The following is a 16,929-nucleotide window of genomic DNA, read 5'->3' as shown; positions in this document are numbered from 1 at the left end:
GCCATCTCAGATAGGTGCGGGCGCTGGGACGATTCGGGATCGGTCCGGGGAGGGTGCGATGGCGGATGTACTGATCGTGGGAGCCGGTCCGGTCGGTCTGACGCTCGCCTGCGAACTCGCCCGGCACGGGGCGCGCTGCCGGGTCGTCGATGCTGCGGCGCGGCGGTCGCCCTATTGCCGCGCGATCGGGGTTACCCCGCGCACGCTGGAAGTCTGGGAGGACATGGGCCTCGCCCGCGAGATGATCGACGCGGGTCTCTGGCTCACGGGCCTGCGCACGATCCTGCACGGCCAGCCGCCGGTCGACGCGGTCAGTCCACCGCTCGATCTGCCCTACGCGTCGCTCGGTCTGCCCCAATTCGAAACCGAGCGCGTCCTGAACCGTCAGTTGGAGCGCTTTGGCGTCCGGGTCGAGCGCGGCCTGCGCCTGACGGCCCTTGAGCAGGACGGCGCCGAAATCCGCGCGCACCTACAGGAGGCGGACGGTGCGGTCGCGGAGGCGCACTTCCGCTACGTCGTGGGCTGCGACGGTGCCCACAGCACGGTCCGGCGCCAGCTCGACATCCCGTTCGAGGGCGAGGCCTATCCCTGGCCGTTCATGCTCGGTGACGTGCACATCGCCTGGGACGTACCCTACGGCCTCGCGGTCCGGGCCCTGCGACTGAACGAGGACGCCCCGCCCGACATGTTCATCGCCATCCCGCTCCCCGAGCCGGGCCGCTACCGCGTCTCGATGCTCGCGCCGCAGCATCTGGTGCCGGCGGGCGGGTCGGACCACGGGATCCAGGCCGAGCTTCAAGGCCCGTCGCTGGCCGACCTGCAGGCCGTGGCCGACGATCTCCTGCCGGACGGCTCGCGCCTGTCGGACCTGCGCTGGTCGTCGGTGTACCGCATCAGCATGCGCCTCGCCGCCGCCTATCGGCGCGGCCGCTGCTTCCTGGCGGGCGATGCCGCCCACATCCACCCGCCGACCGGCGGGCAGGGGATGAACACCGGGATCCAGGACGCCTACAATCTGGCCTGGAAGCTCGCCCTGGTTCTTCGGGGCGCCAGCCCCGAGGCTCTCCTCGACAGCTACGAGGGGGAGCGGCGCCCGGTGGGCGCGGACTTGATCGCGCGGACCCGGACGGCGAGCGAGGGATACGGTCGGGAGCGCGGCGGCGCGCCGGACCGCCTCGCCGACACGCAGGTCCTCGTCAGCTACCGGAACACGGCCTGGATCGCCGGCGACGCGACGGAGCCGACGGAGGCCGGCACGAGGGCCGGCGACCGGGCGCCCGACGTCAACGGGCTGGTCCGCGACGGACTCGGCTTCCCGACGCGGCTCTTCGACGAACTCAGAGGCACCGAGCACGTCCTCCTCATTCATCCTGCCGGGATGTCGGACGCCGTGGCCGGCCCCGATCTGCCGATCTGGGCCCGCCAGCACCGTACCCGCGTCCGGGTCGTCGTCATCGGCAGCGAGGTGCCCATCCCGGGCGTGACGACGCTCGCGGATCCGACAGGGTCCTTCGGTAAGGCTTACGGCGCGGGAACCATGGCCTGCCTGATCCGGCCGGATGGGCACCTCGCCTGGCGCGGCCAGACGTGGCACGAGCCCGGCCTGCACGCGCATCTCCTGCGCCTGTTCCCGTCGGCCTTCCCGCAATGAGCGCAAGCCGTGGCCGGCATCCGACCGACAGCCCGGCCCCTCGTCCGAGGCCCAACCGCATCGACGCGCCCGCGTTCAGGCGCCCGGCCCGCCATCCCGTCCGGTGACGCGCTTCGACCAGTCCTCGACCGCGCCGGTCCGCAAGCGTCGGCGCAGGAGCAGGCGCCAGCTCTCCGCCAGTTCCGGGATCGCGCTCGCGGCCTGCAGCTCGGACCGGTTGCGCGTGTCGAGGTAGAGGAGGTGGATCAGGCGCGCGAGCGACCAGTCCGGCCGCGGACGGGCGCGGAGCTCGATCCTGTCGCCCGGCTCGGCGACGCCGTCCTCGAGGACCCGCCAGTACCAGCCCGTCCGCCCCGTTCTCTGCACGGCGAGCGCCATCCCGGATCGTCCGAAGCGTCGGTCGAGCTTGAAGCAGGGCTGGCGCCCCTGGCTGACCTGTAGCAGCGCCGAGCCGAAGCGGGCGACGTCGCCGACGCAGACGTCGCGCTCCGTCCAGCCCGTCGTCACGAGATTCTCACCGAAGGCGCCCGGTGCGGAGAGCAGCGGATGATCGCCGATCTCGGTGGCCCAGGCGGCGTAATGGTCCTGCGGATACTGGTGGAGCGCCTTCTCGGGACCGCCGTGGTACCGGAGATCGGCCTGGGCATCGCCCACGAGACCGGTCGCCGTGATCCGCCACGGCGCGGGAACGGGGTTCTTGACGATGCCGCTCGGCGGACCGTCCGGTCCCAACGGCGCGACCGGGCCGGCGAGGACGAGCGGGAGGACGGCTGGGAGAAGAGGCGCCGTCATGGCCGCGTTTCCTCCGTTATCCTACAGCCGGCTTCGTCGCACCCGTCCGGTGCCAACTCCCCGCGCATCGATCCCGTGCCCGGTGCCGCGATCAGCGAGCCCACGAGGATCCCGAGCGCGAGGTCGTCGACCTGCCCGAAGGCGTGTTCCCGGACGCGTCCGTCGCGGTCGATGACGATCGTGGTCGGCGTTCCGCGCATACCGTAGCGCCGCATCGTCTGCGGGATCGGACCGTCGTCCTCGAGGAGGTCGACGGCGATCGGCAGGGTCAGACGATACTCGTGGATGAAGGCTTCGAGGGCGACTTCGGTCATGGCGGCATGATGCTCGAACACCGCGTGCAGGCCGATCACCGCGACCGCGCCGTTGCCGGCAAACATCCGGTGCAGCTTCTCGGCCTGCGGCGTGCCGTGCGCCACGCAGCCGGGGCACAGCATCTGGAACGCGTGCAGCACGACGACCGTGCCGCGCAGCGCGGCGAGCGAGAGCGGCGCGGGCGTGTTGAACCAGCGACTGGTCACGAGTTCGGGGGCCAGGATGGTCATGCCGCTTCTCCGGAGCTCCAGTCGTCGATGACGGGCGGCCGTCTGGTCGCATCGGCCGCTGGCCGCGCGGCGCCCTGTCGAGGCGCGGCCCGCGGGTGTGGCGGCCGGGCGGTGGCAGCCGCCGGGCCGCGGAGGCTCACTGGGAGCGGAGGCCGAACGAGATCCCGTAGGCGGTGCGGCGCGCCGCGAAGATCTCGTCCTTCGGCGCGTCGATGCCGTCTGCCAGCTGTCCCGGGTCGAAGGTGCCCTGGTCGCAGGTCTCGTTCGGCTCGATGCCGGTCACGGCGATCGTGCCGAGGGTGACCGCCTTCCGGTCGTCCTCGTTGGTCCACCGCTGGGTGATGTCGCTGCCGAGATCGTCGTTGGGCCCAGCGAGCAGGGTCACGACGTCGAACCCCGCCGGGCCCTTCGACAGCTCTTCCCGCAGCGCGTCGGCCAGGAAGTGTGCAGGCTTGCCCTTCGCCTCCTCGTCGCTAAGGGTGATCTCGCCGGCTCGGGGCACGATCTTGAACTTGAAGGGCACGGCACGGCCGTCCGCGTTGAGCCCCGTGAACGTGTGCACGCCCCAATAGACGAGGCCGGCATAGCTGCCCGGGACAGGCTTGCCGGCGACGAAGGCCGCCTGGCGCGTCGTCTCCGGATTGGCCTTCGCGAAGGCCGCGATGGCCTCCGGATTCGGCTTGCCGTCGGGGCCGGGAACGCGGACCTGCAGGAACGCGAGCATCTGGTCGACGGTCCGCGCGAAGTGGACCGGCGTGTTCTCGAACAGCAGATGGGTCTCGCCACCGTCCGACAGGAGCTTGATCGAGAAGCCGCGCAGAACGGTCCTGGTCACGTCCGGCACCGACGGGTTGCCGCCGCCGACCGAGAACCGCCCGACGAGAGGCCACGGCCGCGTGAAACTGATCGACCGCGTCACCTGTCCCACTTCGGCCGCAGGGGTGTAGGTGCCGCGGACGCACTGCCCTTTGGCGAAGGTCGGGCGCACGCCGGGCCGACTGCCGGCGACTGTGCGCAGAGCCTCCACCAGGTCCTGGGCATCGGCGGCGATCGCCCCTGTCGGCGGCGCGAGGAGCGCGAGAAGGATCCCGCCGAGGCGTGCCAGCGCCGCGATCCTCGGCGCGGTCGGCGCCCTCACGGGTCGGCGATCGATCACGTCTGCGCGCGGCGAGAGCCCGGCCGCGGCCGGGGGTGGATCGTCGAGGCGGGCATATGCCATGGTGACTCGTCCTTCTCTGATGCTCGGAGGGGGATCTTCCGGCGGTTCGGCGATGGCAGTCGCCGAACCGCTTCTCTCGCGCCCTACTTCTGAGGGGTCACCTTGCCCGGCAGCGACAGGTTGCCCGAGGCGACCTTGAAGACGTCGCTGACGCAGAGCAGCGGCGCGTGCAGGTTGCCGTTGACCTTGAGGCCGGACGTCACCCCGTCGAACGAGGCACCCTTGATGCCGGTGATGAGCGAGACCGGGATCTCGACCTGAACCGTGTCGCCCCGGAAGGTGGTCGGGTAGTCCGGGCTGTCGATCAGGAGCGGGACCTTCGGCCAGGTCGGCGGAACCTTCGGCTTCGCGCCGTCCGGGATATCGACGACCTTCAGGCCGCCGCCGCAGGCCGCGTCCTTGGCGAGCACCACCCAGTGCGGGTGCCAGACATGGCGGTTCCTGGCACCGTAGGCCGCGTCGTCGAAATCGGGGTGGAAGGTGACGGCGAGCGCCACGATACCCTGAGCCTTGTCGAAGCCGATCGCGTCGCTGTCGAGGGTCGTCGGCCAGACGTAGGCGTAGACGCTCGAGCCCTCGAACTTGCCGGTGGCATCCGGCTTGTCCATGCCCGCCTCGCCCCGGACCCGGGTGGTGAAGATGGCGGTGTCGCCCTTGGTCGCGATCGTCGTCTCGACGATGTCGAACGACGCCAGGACAGCGGGATTCGGCTGCGCCCGGATGGGCTCCGCCGAGGCGCCGGTGGAGAGCGCGCACAGACCCGCCGCCACGAGGCCGACGCCCCGTGCCTTGATCCTCGTCATGACGATGTGTCCTTTCAGGTCTCTCGTGGTGCTCGGAGGTGCGGCGATCCATTCGCGAAGGACGTCCAGGTGGCAGCCTGGACGTCGGGATCGGCCGCTTCATGCTCGCCGCAATCGAGCCGGAGATCCCGGGTCCCGATCGCGGCGTTCACGAAGGCGCAATGGTGGGGCTGGGCCTCGGCCGGATGGGCGTTCGGCCTGAAATGGCGGCAGCTGACGCACATCCGCTGCACGGGGATGGCACCTGCCTGCTGCAGGGTCCGGATGAGCTTGATCTGGGTCAGGAGGAGATCCGCCTGCTCAGGCGGCGTCAGCCGCGCCAGAGCCGACATCACCTGTGACGTCGCCGCGGCGAGGGCGCGCCCGAGCGCGCGGCCTTCGTCGGTCAGGCGCACGATCACCGCGCGGGCATCCGCGGGATCGGGCGCACGCGTCAGCAGGGCCTTGCGGGCGAGCGCGGCGAGCGTGTCGGCCATGCTCGGTGCCGAGACGGCCAGCTGCGCGGCGATCTCCTTCGCTCTCAGGCCGGCCGGGCGTCCCGCGAGCAGCGCCAGCACCTGCGCCTGTGTCGGATTCAGGCCCGCATCGCCCGCGGCCGCCCACAGATCGGCCCGCAGCACGAGGGCGACGCGCTCGAAGCCCTCGCGCAGGCGGATCAGGACGGGATCTGGGTCGGCCGCGTGGTCCATGGATCGATAATTAGGAGTCCTAAGTATTGGAGTCAAGCCGAGTTGCAACCGCCGCTCCGCACGCGCACCGCAGCTCTGGAACGGGCCATTGCTTGCGGAGGACGACCTCCGACGGCGACGGCTCCGTCCGGCACGATCGTCGGTCGCGGCGCCACAGGATCGGCGCCGACATCAGGACGAAGCGACGCGCGCGAAACAGTCGGACCTCCGCGGCGACGAACAAGGGAGCGCCGACCCCTTTTCCGACGTCCGGAACGGTCGTGACGCAGGTGCATTCTCTTCCGGATCGAAGAGGAGCATCAGCATGCGCATCGTGGGACAAGCATCCGCCATCGCTCTCGTGACACTCATGAGCGTCGGTGCGGCTGAGGCGAAGGGCTGTATCAAGGGCGCGATCATCGGCGGTCTGGCGGGCCATTACCTCGCCGAGCGCGGCGTCGTCGGCGCCGTCGCCGGCTGCCTGGGCGGCCGCTACCTCGCCAACCGGCAGGCGCGGCGCAAGGAGATCGAGTACGGGTCGCGGGTCCAGCCGCGCGACACCGGGTACGGCGCGCCCCAGGCCTACCCGCGCCGGTCCTACAGCTACTGAACACCGGCGGGGGCAGCTCGGGCCGCCCCCGCGTCTACGGTCTTCGATCCGCTGTATTGCCTGTGCGATGAGACCCGCGCGGGACCGATGGCGAGGCTGATCGCGTCCGATCTTGGGAGACGACAGCCGGGTTGGATCAGCCCTTCTTGCCCTGCTTGTAGCTCTGGATGGCGCCCTGGCAGCCCGGCGACAGCTTGGCCATATTCTTCTCGAAACAGGCCTGGGTCTCGGGCCCATCGTCGGGCGGCATGCCACCGCAGAAGGTCGTGAAATCGCCCATGCATTGCTGCTGGAGCGCCGCCTTGTCGTCGGCCGACATGGGCGCGGCGAGCGCGGCCGTGGCCCCTGCGGACAGAAGCAGAGCAGTCGTGATCAGACGTACCGGCATAGCGATGCTGTTCCTCGTGTCGATGAACCGCTCAGAAAGCCGGACGGGCGCCAAACCGTTGCATGCGGTGCGCCGATGATCGGAAATAAAAAAAGAGGCGCCCGGCCGGGCGCCTCTCTGCTCCGCATGAATCCGGGTCGGATCAATCGTCCCAATCGTCGTCGTGGTGACGATGACCGTACCCGCGACGCTCGATCACGCGAACATCCGGACGATCCCAGTCTCGGTGGCCGAAGCGAACGCCGCGATAGCCGTCGCCGTAGCCTTCGCGCACGATCACGCGAGAATGGCCGTGACCCGGACCGTAGCCGTAGCCATAGCCGCCACCCCACTCATGGGCCTGAGCGGCAGAGACTGCACCCAGCAGCGCGGTGCCGGCGACCAGGGTCGTGATAAGCTTCTTCATACTCCAACCTCGTTCATTGAACTGAAACGAGAAATGCAGTCGCCAATCATCGCGTTCCAAGGCTCACGAAATTAATCAATCCTGCCGTTCATCGACAATTCATCTTCGATGATCCGCGCCTCATGAGCCGGAACCGAGCCCGGATCCTTATTGATCAGCATTGCTCGACTTGCGGCCGGTTCGTCCCGTCGGGCAAAATAGCCGGACGGGACGACGGTCGTGTCAGCGACGGGTGCCGGTCGAGCTGGTGCCGGTGGTGCCCGTCGTGCTTCCGCCGCTTCGCGACGTCGAACCGGTCGAGTCCGTCCCGCCGGACTTCATCTCGTGGCCCGGCGCGTATCCGGACGCGCCCGGGCTCCCGGCCCGGCTCCCGCGATCCTGCATCTCGTGGCCCGGAGTCTTGGACGAGGCCCCCTGCTCGGCGGCGACGGCGCTGCCCCCGAGTGCGAGGGTGGCGAGGACGATAATCGGCAAGCGTGTCATGGGGCGTCTCCTGTTTTGGAGCCCCTAAACGGCAGGATCTCCGGGACCGTTCCGACAATTCGTCCCGCTATCGACGTCGTGACTGCGCACGATCACGCTGTGAACGCCTGTTCCACCGGAACCTGTGCCGTTCCATCGCCACCTGTGCTTATTCTCGGACCAGCGCGATCCTGAAGACCGCGCGGTTATTCGGAGAGGCTCCGAGCTGACCGGCCTCGTGCCTTCGCGACGGCGGGGAACGGTTTGCCGCGGAGCACCGTAACTGGGGCGACGCGGGACGCCCCCGCTGTGAGGAAGGCATCCATGATCCGCACGCCAACGCTGATCCTGCTCGGCACACTGACACTGGCCGGAGGCATCCTCGGATCAACCTCGGCCGCCTTCGCCGATCCGCCCTGGGCCCGCGGAGAGCGGGGCTTCCGTCACGGCGGCCCGCCACCCTGGGCGCCCGCGCACGGCTATCGCCGCCACCGTGAGTTCGGTGGCTACGGACGCAGGGACGCGCGCTTCTACGAAGGGCGACGTTACGGTGGCTATCGCTACGATCGCTACTGACGGTCGCGATATCGCTCCGAACTCGCGCGGTCGACGGCTACCGCCGCGCGAGACGACGCGCCCGCGATTCTCGCAGGCATATGCGCCGATTGGATATGCGCCGATTGATGGTCCGGCGACGCGCTCACGCCCCTCCGACCGGCGCCCGCGCCGGCAAGCGGGTGGCGAGGACCTTGTCGATGCGACGGCCGTCCATGTCGACCACCTCGAGACGCCACCCCTCCGCCACGAACGCGTCCCCCGCCGCCGGAATGCGGCCGAGCTGGAAGATCACGTAGCCGGCCAAAGTCGTGTAGTCGTCCGTGCCCGGCGGATCGTTGAAGGCGAGACGCTCGAACGCGTCCTCGGCCGGCATCATGCCGTCGATGAGCAACGAGCCGTCCTCGCGCTCGACGACCGCCGGGTCCTCACCGACCTCGGGTATGTCGCCCGCGATCGCCTCGAGGAGATCCGTCTGCGTGACGATGCCCTCCAGGCTGCCGTACTCGTCGACGATCACCGCCAGCTGCACGGGGTTGCGCTGGAAGCTCTCCAGCGCCGTGAGAACCGTCATGCCCTCGTGGACGACGTTCGGCGGCCGCATGGCGGTGGCGATATCGAGGGTCCGCCCGTCGAGGATCTGATCGAGCAGATCCTGCTTGCGCAGCACGCCGACGACCTCGTCGATGCCGCCGCGGCTCACGACGACATGGGCGTGGCTGCAGGCGCGGACCGCCCGCGTGATCTCCTCGGGCGATCCGTCGAGGTCGACCCACTCGACCTCGTGTCGCGGCGTCATGATCTCGCGGACCCGGCGGTCCCCCAGCCGGAAGATGCGCTCGACCGCTTCCTGCTGAGCCTCGCGGATGAGGCCTGCCTCGCGGCTCGCCTCGACCAGGAGGTTGAGCTCGGCCGTCGAGTGGTGGCCGCCCTCGCCGTGGCCGGGCTGCAATCCGCACAGGCGCAGGACGCCGTTGCCGAGCCCGTTGAGGAACAGGATGGCCGGGCGGAACACGAACAGGAACACGCTGAGCGGACGGATCACCGCCAGGGCCGTGCGCTCGCTGCGCTGGAGCGCGAGGCTCTTCGGCGCCAACTCGCCCAGCACGATGTGCAGCGCCGTCATGATGACGAACGAGATCACCACGGCGACCGTGTGGGCGGCCGCCGTCGAGAGCATGTCCGGCAGCCACGTCAGTGTGGGCAAGATCAGGTGGGCCAGCGCCGGCTCGCCGACCCAGCCGAGCGCCAGGGACGAGATGGTGATGCCGAGCTGCGTCGCCGCGAGGTGGGCGTCGAGGTGGTCCGTGGCCCAGAGCAGCGCCTTCGCGTTCACGCGCCGCTCGGCGACGAGTTCGGCGACGCGACTCCTGCGCACCGCGACCAGGGCGAACTCCGCTGCGACGAAGAAGCCGTTCGCCAGAACCAGGGCGAGGACGGCAAACAACCCTAAGGCAGTCGCCCAACCGTCGTCCAAAATCGACACCTCCCGTGTGGCCGTCGCGCCGGCCGCGTCCCGACGGTCTCTACAGGAGAGCGGCGGCGCGGCCTACGGGCATCAGAGCCCGGCCGGCCTCAGCGTTGTCCCCGGCGAACCTCAGCAAACACCGGGCCGCCCGCGCCCGGCGTCGGACAATTCTGTAGGGCGTTCGCGAGCGCGGGCGCTTGTCCGCGAGGACGATGCGCCGACCGTCAGGCACTCGCGAGCCGCGCCGACGACGGTGCCCCGGGCGTGACCCGCCAGCCCCGGCGAGACAGGTTCATGCCGGGCGCCGGGACTGGGGGACATCCCAGGCCACGCGCGGCACTGATCCGCGGTCGGATGTCAGTGGCTGCCGCCGAGATACGCCGCCCGCACGGCCGGATCGTTGCGCATCTGCTGCGCCGGGCCCTGGAAGCGGATCCGGCCGTTCTCCAGCACGTAGGCGTGGTCGGCGACGCCGAGCGCCGCCATGGCGAACTGCTCGACGAGCAGCATCGTCACCTGCTCGGCCTTGAGCAGCCGGATGATCCGGAAGACCTCCTCCACCAGCTTGGGAGCGAGGCCCATCGAGGGCTCGTCGAGCAGGAGGATCTCGGGCCGCAGCATCAGCGCCCGGCCCATGGCGAGCATCTGCTGCTCGCCGCCCGAGAGCGTGCCGGCGAGCTGCGCGCGCCGCTCCTTGAGCCTCGGGAACATCTCGAAGGCCCGCTCGCGGTCGGCCGCGACGTCGCCCTTCGGACGCGAGCCGGTCAGGCGCGGGAAGGCACCGAGGGTCAGGTTGTCCTCGACCGAGAGCGTCGGGAAGACGCGCCGGCCCTCCGGCGAGTGCGCGAGGCCGAACCGGGCGACGTCGTGGCTTTCGAGCCCGCCGATCTCCTGTCCGTTGAGGCGAATCGAGCCCGCCCGCGGCCGGATCATGCCCGACAGGGCGCGCATCGTGGTGGTCTTGCCGGCGCCGTTGGAGCCGATCAGCGCCACGACTTGACCCTTCGGAACCTGGAAGTCGAGGCCGTGCAGAACCTCGACCTGGCCGTAGCCGGCCGACAGACCCGTGACCTCAAGCATGGGTCATCTCCTCGTCGGCGACGGGGCTGCCGAGATAGGCCTCGACCACCTTCGGATCGGCCTGGACCTCGCGGGCGCTGCCCTCGGCGATCTTGTGGCCGAAGTCGAGGACGCTGACGCGGTCGCACAGGCCCATGACCACGTCCATGTGGTGCTCGATCAGGATCACCGTGATGCCGGCATCGCGGATCTTGCGGATGATCGTCGTCAGCTCGGCGATGTCGGGTGCGGTGAGGCCCGCGGCCGGCTCGTCGAGGAGCAGCAGGACCGGGTCGAGGGCGAGCGCGCGACCGATCTCGAGGAGCCGCTGCTTGCCGTAGGGCAGGTTGCGGGCCTCCACCTGCGCCAGGGCGCCGAGGCCCACGAAGTCGAGGATCGCCATGGCGCGGGCGCGCTGCTCGCGCTCTTCCCGACGCCGCCGGGGCGTGCCGAGGATCGCGTCGAAGAGAGTGCCGCGGAAGCTGTGGTGCAGGCCGACCAGCACGTTCTCGAGCGCGGTCATCTCGCGGAAGAGTTGCACGTTCTGGAAGGTGCGGGCCACGCCGGCAGCGGCGATCTCCGACGGGGTGCGCCCGTCGAGGCGCTTCGTCCCCTGGCCGCGCGCGAGGGTCACGCTGCCGCCGGTCGGTTTGTAGATGCCGGTGAGCACGTTCATCATCGTGCTCTTGCCGGATCCGTTGGGACCGATCAGCCCGTGGATCGTGCCCGGCCGCACCGTGAGATCGACGCCGGCCAGCGCCTTGAGGCCGCCGAACTGCATTAGCGCCTGATCGACGGTGAGGAGCGGGTCGGCGCCCCGGTCGCCGCTCTGCACGCTGAGGGCCGCGCCCTCGGCGTGGAGGCTCTTGCCCTCGGCCGTGTGGGCCGGGCGCAGGGCGGGGATCTTCTCGCGGAGGAAGCCCACGATCCCGTCCGGCAGGTAATACACCACGAACAGGATCATCAGGCCGAAGACCGTCAGCCGGAAGTCTGTGACCGATTCGAGCGCGAGCGTGGCCGGGAAGAAGGCGAGGCAGAGCGCGACCGGCACCAGCAGGGCGAACCGGTTCTCCCGGCGACGCAGGAAGGCGAGAGCGCCCACGACCAGTGCCGCGGCGGCGATGATCCCCGCCATGATCCGCACCAGGCCGATATCGGCGAGCACGTTCGGCATCATCACGATGATCGCCGAGCCGATGATCGGCCCCGCGCGCGACTTGCGGCCGCCCATCGTGACGGCGAGGAGGAACAGCACGGTCAGCTCGAACCCGTAGGAGTTCGGCGCCACGTAGCGCTCCGACCAGGCGAACAGCGCGCCGGCGAGGCCGGCCAAAGCCGCCGAGATCACGAAGGCGTAGACCTTGTAGCGGTAGACGCTGACGCCCATGCAATCGCAGGCGATCGGCGAGTCGCGCAGCGCCTCGAAGGCGCGGCCGTAGGGCGAGCGCACCACCCGGTTGACGACCAAGATCGTGGCCAGGAGCGCCAGACAGACCAGGTAGTAGAACTCGAGCTTGCGGCCGGCCGCGCCCCAGGGGGCCTGGAGGCCCAGCAGCGAGAAGTCGAGGACCCGAGCCGGCGGCAGGGTGATGCCGAGGGGACCGTTGGTCAGCGGCGTCAGCTCGTTGATGAAGATCTGGACGATGGTGCCGAAGGCCAGCGTCACCATGGCGAGGTAGGGGCCGGTCACCCGCAGGGCCGGCACGGCGAGCAGCACGCCGAAGGCGGAGGTCACCCCGATCCCGGCCAGGATGCCCCACCAGATCCCGAGCTTGAAGTGCAGGAACAGCACCGCCGCCGAGTAGGCGCCGACGCCGAACAGGCCGGCATGGCCGAGGCTCACCTGCCCGGTATAGCCGACCACGATGTCGAGCCCGAGGATCAGGATCGCGTAGATCGCGATCACGATCATCAGGTGGATGTAGTACGAGCTCGTGACCACGTGCGGGAAGACCGCAAGGCCGACGACCAGCAGCACGGCGCCGAGGATGCCGACGTGGCGCGACAGGCTGGGGGCGGCCGCCGGGGCGGGCGCTTCGGTGGGGGCGAGGGTCTGCGCCATGGCTCAGGCTGCCGTGAGAATTGCGCGGGAGGTCACGCTCAGACCTTCTTGATGACGGCCTTGCCGAACAGGCCGACCGGGCGGATGGAGAGGACGACGAGGAGCAGGATCAGGCCCGGCACATCCTTGTAGCCGGTCGAGATGTAGAAGCCGGTCAGCGTCTCCGCGACGCCGAGGATCAGGCCGCCGACGATGACGCCGAGGCCGGATTCGAGGCCGCCGATGATCGCCACCGCGAAGGCCTTGAGCGCCAGCACGGAGCCCATCGTCGCCCCGGTCAGGGTGACGGGCGCCACCAGCACGCCCGCGAAGGCCGCCGTCATGGCGCTGATCGAGTAGGAGAGGGTGATGACCTTCTGGGTGTTGATGCCCATCAGCCCGGCGGCGTCGATGTCGTTGGAGGTGGCGACGACCGCCTTCCCCCAGATCGACTTGCGATTGAAGATCTCCACCGCCAGCATCATCAGCAGCGCGCCCGCGACGATCAGCAGTTCCATCGGCAGGACGCGCACGCCGCCGACCTGGAGCGCCGTCTCGGGCAGCGGGGAGGGGAATTTGAGGTCGTCACGTCCCCAGACGTTCTCGGCGACGTTCTTGAAGATGATGCCGAGCGCGATGGTGGCCATGATCCACCCGTACTCGGACTTGATCTTCACGGCCGGGCGCACGCCGAGGCGCTCGACCACGGCTCCGAGGGCGAAGCCGAAGACCAGGACCAGCGGGATCATCAGCCAGTAGCCGACGAACGGCACCAGGGTCAGGCCGAACAGGGCCCCGAGGGCCAGCGCCTCGCCCTGGCCGAAGTTGAGGGTCTTCGAGGTCGCGAAGGTCAGCTGATAGCCGAACGCGATGGCGGCGTAGATCATGCCGACCGCGACGCCGGACGCGATGAGCTGGAGCAGGATTTCCATGGGATCGCTGTCGCCGGAGGGACGTCCGGTCGCGCGGCGGGCGCCGCGGGACCGCTGTGCTGAGCGCCGGCGGGCTGTGACGCCGCCGGCCCCGAGGGAGACGCCGCGCCCGTCGCGGGCGCAGCGTCCGGATCCTCAGTTCGAGGACTTCTCCTTCAGACGAACCACGCCGGCGTTCTTGGCGTCCTCGTCCTTGGCGTAGACGATCTTGCCGTCCTGCACCTTCCCGAACACGACCATGTTGCGCGAGATGGCGTTGTGATCCTTCGCCGTGAAGGGCTTGTCGTAGGTCGTGACCACGCCCTCGACCTTCTCGTTCAGGTTCTCCAGGGCGGCGCGGATCTTGGCGCCGTCGGTGCCGCCGGCCTGCTTGATCGCCGCGGCGAGGAGGTAGATCGAGTCGTAGCCCTGGGCGCCGGCCACGGGGGTCGGGATCTTCGTGACGCCGTAGGTCTTGTAGTAGTTCTCCAGGAAGGCCTTGCGCTTCGGCAGCGTCCGATCCTCGATGAAGGTCTGGGGCATGATCACGCCGTTGCCGTTCGTGCCGGCGATGTCGATGAAGCTCTGCATCGAGGACGGCCAGCTCGTGATCATCGGGACCTTCCAGCCGAGCTTGGCCATGCCGTTGGCGATCTGGGCCAGTTCCGGCCCGATGCCGTAGGCCAGGATCACCTCGGCGCCGGCCTGCTGCGCCTTCAGCAGCTGGGCCGTCATGTCGACGTCCTTGATGTTGAACTTCTCGACCGCGACGGGCTTCACGTTCTTCGTCGCGAGATACTTCTCGATGTCCTCGCGCCCGAGCTGCCCGTAATTGGTCGAGTCCGCCAGGACCGCGATCTTCTTGTGACCCTGGGCGAGGGCCTCGTCAACCATCAGGCCGGCCTGAAGCACGTCGTAGGCGGAGTTCCGGAAGACGTAGTTGGCGTCGTAGTCCGGCTCCTTGAACTGGTTGGTGATGATCGTCCCGGTCGCGACGTTGTTGAAGACCGGGATCTCGGCCTCTTGGTAGAAGCGCTGGGCGGCCAGAGCCACGCCGGTATTGATGAAGCCGACGCTCGCGACGACTTTCTCCTTGTTGATCAGTTCCTGTGCGACCTGCGCGCCGACCTCGTTCTTGGCCTCGTCGTCGCGCTCGATCAGCTGGATCGGCCGGCCGAGAACGCCGCCGGCCTTGTTGATCTCGGCGGCGGCGAGCTTGGCGCCGTCCCGCATCGAGACACCCATCGAAGACGAGCCGCCCGTATAGGGCCCGCTCAGCCCGATCTTGATCGGGTCCGCGGCCCGCGCCGGGGCCGACACCATCGTCAATAACAGCACCGCGGCTGCAGCGCGACCTGCGAAGACCATCGTTTCCTCTCCAAGATTCCGCGTGCGCGGTGTGCCCTTCACCGTGGCACTCTGGGAGGGAGATCTCCCGAGACGGGTCGAGCCGTCAAGCTGAGATTTTGGGCGATCCCAGACGATTAATACAGATTGTCCGTTCCACATGTCGTAAAAGCTGCAGGCACCACAATTTCACGTCGTTGGTGCCGGCAGTCGGATTAAGCGCCGGGCGCGTTCGTGATAGGGCGGCGGCGCCCGTCGGCCGACACATGATCCGGCGCCCCCACCTGCGGAACTCTGCGAGCTATGCGCGGCGGCGCCCGCGCTCCGCCTGGGTCAGGCCGTCGTAACCCCAGCTGTCCTTCGGCACCTCGTGGATGACGATGTAGGACACCTCCGCCAGTTCGGCCCCGAGGACGGTCTTCAGGAGCCGGTTTACTTCTGCGATGAAGCGCGATTTCTCATCGGGCGTGTTCGTGTCCGCGCTGATGATGGCATCCACTTGCGCGGCTCGGGCAATCGGCTCAGCACCGACGCTCCATCCCGCGGCAGGCACCGCCTCGACCAGTACGCCGACCAGAGGCGCGACCTTGTGCAGGACGGTGGCCATCAGCCGGGTGATGCCCGCCTGGATCGCCGTGATCTGCTCGGGTGCGAGGGGCGTACCCGCGACTTTGACATTGATGAAGGGCATGGCCGTCGGTCCGTGGCTTCGCGACCGCCGCGGCGGCCAACGGACGAAGGGTTACGTGACCTTGAGAGTTCGGATAATTTGAAAGTTTGCCGCCCTGTGTTCGGCAAAACCGAATGATGTGGACTTATCTCCGCTGGCGCGAGCCACGTCACCCTCGGCTCCGCCGCCCCGTGATCGAGCCTCGCGACGCGGACAGGGCAAGGTCCGAACAGCGGTCGGGTGCCTCTCGCGGTCTCTCCTCGAGAAGACCTGGCCAGTGCGATCGATCACCGTTCGTACTCGGGCAGAGACCGAGAGGACTGATGTTCGATGACCGGGGTGTCTGCGGCGCGCCGAGAGCCCGTCACTGATCATCGGGCCCTTACGCGACGTGCTCCCTTATGGTCTCGAGAAGAATATCGGTGAGCCGCGCGACGGCCGGCGCCAATTCGGCTTCGGCCTGATGGAGTGTCAGTGACGCGCTCGGAAGAGGCGGCAGGCCGGTCGCGGCCGGATCGAGAACGCTTAGCGTTTTCGGCAGGCCGACGGCGGTGCGCGCGGTGACACCCAAGCCACCTTCGGCGGCGGCCCAGAGTCCCGAGAGGCTGGGGCTGGTGAAGACGAGCCGCCAGGGCAAGCCGCGACCGTCCAAGGCAGACACGGCCGCGGACCGGAACGTGCACGGCGGCGTGAAGGCCGCGAACGGGACGGGTTCCCGGACCGGGTCCGCGAGACCCGGCCAGTCCGGGGGGCCGATCCAGTGGATCGGCACTTCGGCGACCCGGTGCGCGTGAGGGGCACCGTTGCCGTCCCCCCAGACCAGCGCGACGTCGAGCTCGCCCTTCAGGGTCTTCTCGACGAGCTGCGCGCCGAGCCCGACCTGAACCTCGATACGCACACGCGGATAGGCCCGCGAGAACCGCTTGAGCACCGCCGGCAGCCAGCCCTCGGCGAAATCCTGCGCGAGGCCCAGCCGCGCCCAGCCCTCGAGCTCGGGTCCGCGCAGCCGGTCGACCGCCTCGTCGTTGAGTTCCAAGAGCCGCTTCGCGTAGCCGAGCATGCTCTCACCGGCGGCGGTCAGCGCGAGACCGCGTCCCGCCTTCTGCACGAGCGGCTGACCAACCTGTTCCTCCAGCTTCCGGAGCTGCGTGCTGACAGCCGATTGCGACCGCCCCAGTCGCTCGGCCGCGCGGGCGAAACTGCCGAGCTCGAACCCGGTCACGAAGGTGCGGAGCACGTCCATGTCGAGGTTGGTGCGCGTCGCCATAGTTCGATTTCCGGAAAGTCTTTATTCAGGTGTTTCAAATTTTCCGGACGATCCTGGGGGCGTAAAC

At 69.1% G+C, this 16,929-nt stretch carries 18 protein-coding genes; 3 read left to right on the top strand and 15 right to left on the bottom strand.

Going from position 1 to position 16,929, the window contains the following annotated elements; all coding sequences use genetic code 11:
* The first annotated feature begins 58 nt into the window (after positions 1-58).
* Positions 59-1,651, top strand: a complete 1,593-nt coding sequence (locus ASG32_RS01075; protein ID WP_056521528.1) for an FAD-dependent monooxygenase — start codon at positions 59-61, stop codon at positions 1,649-1,651.
* Between the two features lie 75 nt (positions 1,652-1,726).
* On the opposite strand, the gene ASG32_RS01070 is transcribed toward ASG32_RS01075, so the two are convergent.
* From ASG32_RS01070 to ASG32_RS01050, 5 genes are all read right to left on the bottom strand, one after another.
* A complete protein-coding gene (locus ASG32_RS01070) occupies positions 1,727-2,443 on the bottom strand; it encodes an MOSC domain-containing protein (protein ID WP_056521526.1) in 717 nt (238 codons plus the stop codon).
* Positions 2,440-2,988, bottom strand: a complete 549-nt coding sequence (locus ASG32_RS01065) for a TlpA disulfide reductase family protein (protein ID WP_056521522.1) — start codon at positions 2,986-2,988, stop codon at positions 2,440-2,442. Before ASG32_RS01065 ends, ASG32_RS01070 begins: the two co-directional genes overlap by 4 nt.
* Positions 2,989-3,124: 136 nt before the next feature.
* On the bottom strand, positions 3,125-4,126 hold the full coding sequence (locus ASG32_RS01060; protein WP_244491755.1) for a catalase: 1,002 nt from the start codon (positions 4,124-4,126) through the stop codon (positions 3,125-3,127).
* A 164-nt stretch (positions 4,127-4,290) separates the two neighbouring features.
* Entirely contained in the window at positions 4,291-5,010 is a 720-nt protein-coding gene (locus ASG32_RS01055) for a hypothetical protein (RefSeq protein WP_056521519.1), read from the bottom strand.
* 14 nt (positions 5,011-5,024) lie between these two features.
* Entirely contained in the window at positions 5,025-5,699 is a 675-nt protein-coding gene (locus ASG32_RS01050; RefSeq protein ID WP_082557704.1) for a MarR family winged helix-turn-helix transcriptional regulator, read from the bottom strand.
* A 304-nt stretch (positions 5,700-6,003) separates the two neighbouring features.
* Here ASG32_RS01050 and ASG32_RS01045 point away from each other — a divergent pair, with 304 nt between their 5' ends.
* Positions 6,004-6,288, top strand: a complete 285-nt coding sequence (locus ASG32_RS01045; protein WP_020091654.1) for a hypothetical protein — start codon at positions 6,004-6,006, stop codon at positions 6,286-6,288.
* A gap of 136 nt (positions 6,289-6,424) precedes the next feature.
* On the opposite strand, the gene ASG32_RS01040 is transcribed toward ASG32_RS01045, so the two are convergent.
* From ASG32_RS01040 to ASG32_RS01035, 3 genes are all read right to left on the bottom strand, one after another.
* Positions 6,425-6,676 (bottom strand): hypothetical protein, encoded by a 252-nt coding sequence (locus ASG32_RS01040; RefSeq protein ID WP_020091655.1) that lies wholly within the window; start codon positions 6,674-6,676, stop codon positions 6,425-6,427.
* A 142-nt stretch (positions 6,677-6,818) separates the two neighbouring features.
* Entirely contained in the window at positions 6,819-7,082 is a 264-nt protein-coding gene (locus ASG32_RS32055) for a hypothetical protein (RefSeq protein WP_082557703.1), read from the bottom strand.
* 222 nt (positions 7,083-7,304) lie between these two features.
* Positions 7,305-7,565, bottom strand: coding sequence for a hypothetical protein (locus ASG32_RS01035; RefSeq protein ID WP_056521516.1), 261 nt, complete (start codon positions 7,563-7,565; stop codon positions 7,305-7,307).
* 303 nt (positions 7,566-7,868) lie between these two features.
* Here ASG32_RS01035 and ASG32_RS01030 point away from each other — a divergent pair, with 303 nt between their 5' ends.
* Entirely contained in the window at positions 7,869-8,120 is a 252-nt protein-coding gene (locus tag ASG32_RS01030; protein WP_056521514.1) for a hypothetical protein, read from the top strand.
* Positions 8,121-8,244: 124 nt separating this feature from the next.
* On the opposite strand, the gene ASG32_RS01025 is transcribed toward ASG32_RS01030, so the two are convergent.
* From ASG32_RS01025 to ASG32_RS00995, 7 genes are all read right to left on the bottom strand, one after another.
* The gene (locus tag ASG32_RS01025) at positions 8,245-9,546 is read right to left on the bottom strand and encodes a hemolysin family protein (RefSeq protein WP_244491754.1); all 1,302 of its coding nucleotides are present in this window, start codon (positions 9,544-9,546) and stop codon (positions 8,245-8,247) included.
* 378 nt (positions 9,547-9,924) lie between these two features.
* Entirely contained in the window at positions 9,925-10,647 is a 723-nt protein-coding gene (locus tag ASG32_RS01020) for an ABC transporter ATP-binding protein (RefSeq protein ID WP_056521510.1), read from the bottom strand.
* Positions 10,640-12,688, bottom strand: a complete 2,049-nt coding sequence (locus ASG32_RS01015) for a branched-chain amino acid ABC transporter ATP-binding protein/permease (protein ID WP_056521507.1) — start codon at positions 12,686-12,688, stop codon at positions 10,640-10,642. The genes ASG32_RS01020 and ASG32_RS01015 overlap by 8 nt, the downstream gene beginning before the upstream one ends.
* Positions 12,689-12,726: 38 nt before the next feature.
* A complete protein-coding gene (locus ASG32_RS01010) occupies positions 12,727-13,599 on the bottom strand; it encodes a branched-chain amino acid ABC transporter permease (protein WP_020091659.1) in 873 nt (290 codons plus the stop codon).
* A 135-nt stretch (positions 13,600-13,734) separates the two neighbouring features.
* Positions 13,735-14,946, bottom strand: coding sequence for an ABC transporter substrate-binding protein (locus tag ASG32_RS01005; protein ID WP_056521503.1), 1,212 nt, complete (start codon positions 14,944-14,946; stop codon positions 13,735-13,737).
* A gap of 280 nt (positions 14,947-15,226) precedes the next feature.
* The gene (locus ASG32_RS01000; RefSeq protein ID WP_056521500.1) at positions 15,227-15,616 is read right to left on the bottom strand and encodes a tautomerase family protein; all 390 of its coding nucleotides are present in this window, start codon (positions 15,614-15,616) and stop codon (positions 15,227-15,229) included.
* A gap of 361 nt (positions 15,617-15,977) precedes the next feature.
* On the bottom strand, positions 15,978-16,862 hold the full coding sequence (locus ASG32_RS00995) for a LysR substrate-binding domain-containing protein (protein ID WP_056521498.1): 885 nt from the start codon (positions 16,860-16,862) through the stop codon (positions 15,978-15,980).
* Positions 16,863-16,929 lie beyond the last annotated feature (67 nt).

It is taken from the genome of Methylobacterium sp. Leaf361 (assembly GCF_001424445.1).
Classification (GTDB): Bacteria; Pseudomonadota; Alphaproteobacteria; order Rhizobiales; family Beijerinckiaceae; genus Methylobacterium.
Note: the sequence above shows the minus strand (reverse complement) of the source record. Positions and strands in the feature narration are given on the sequence as shown.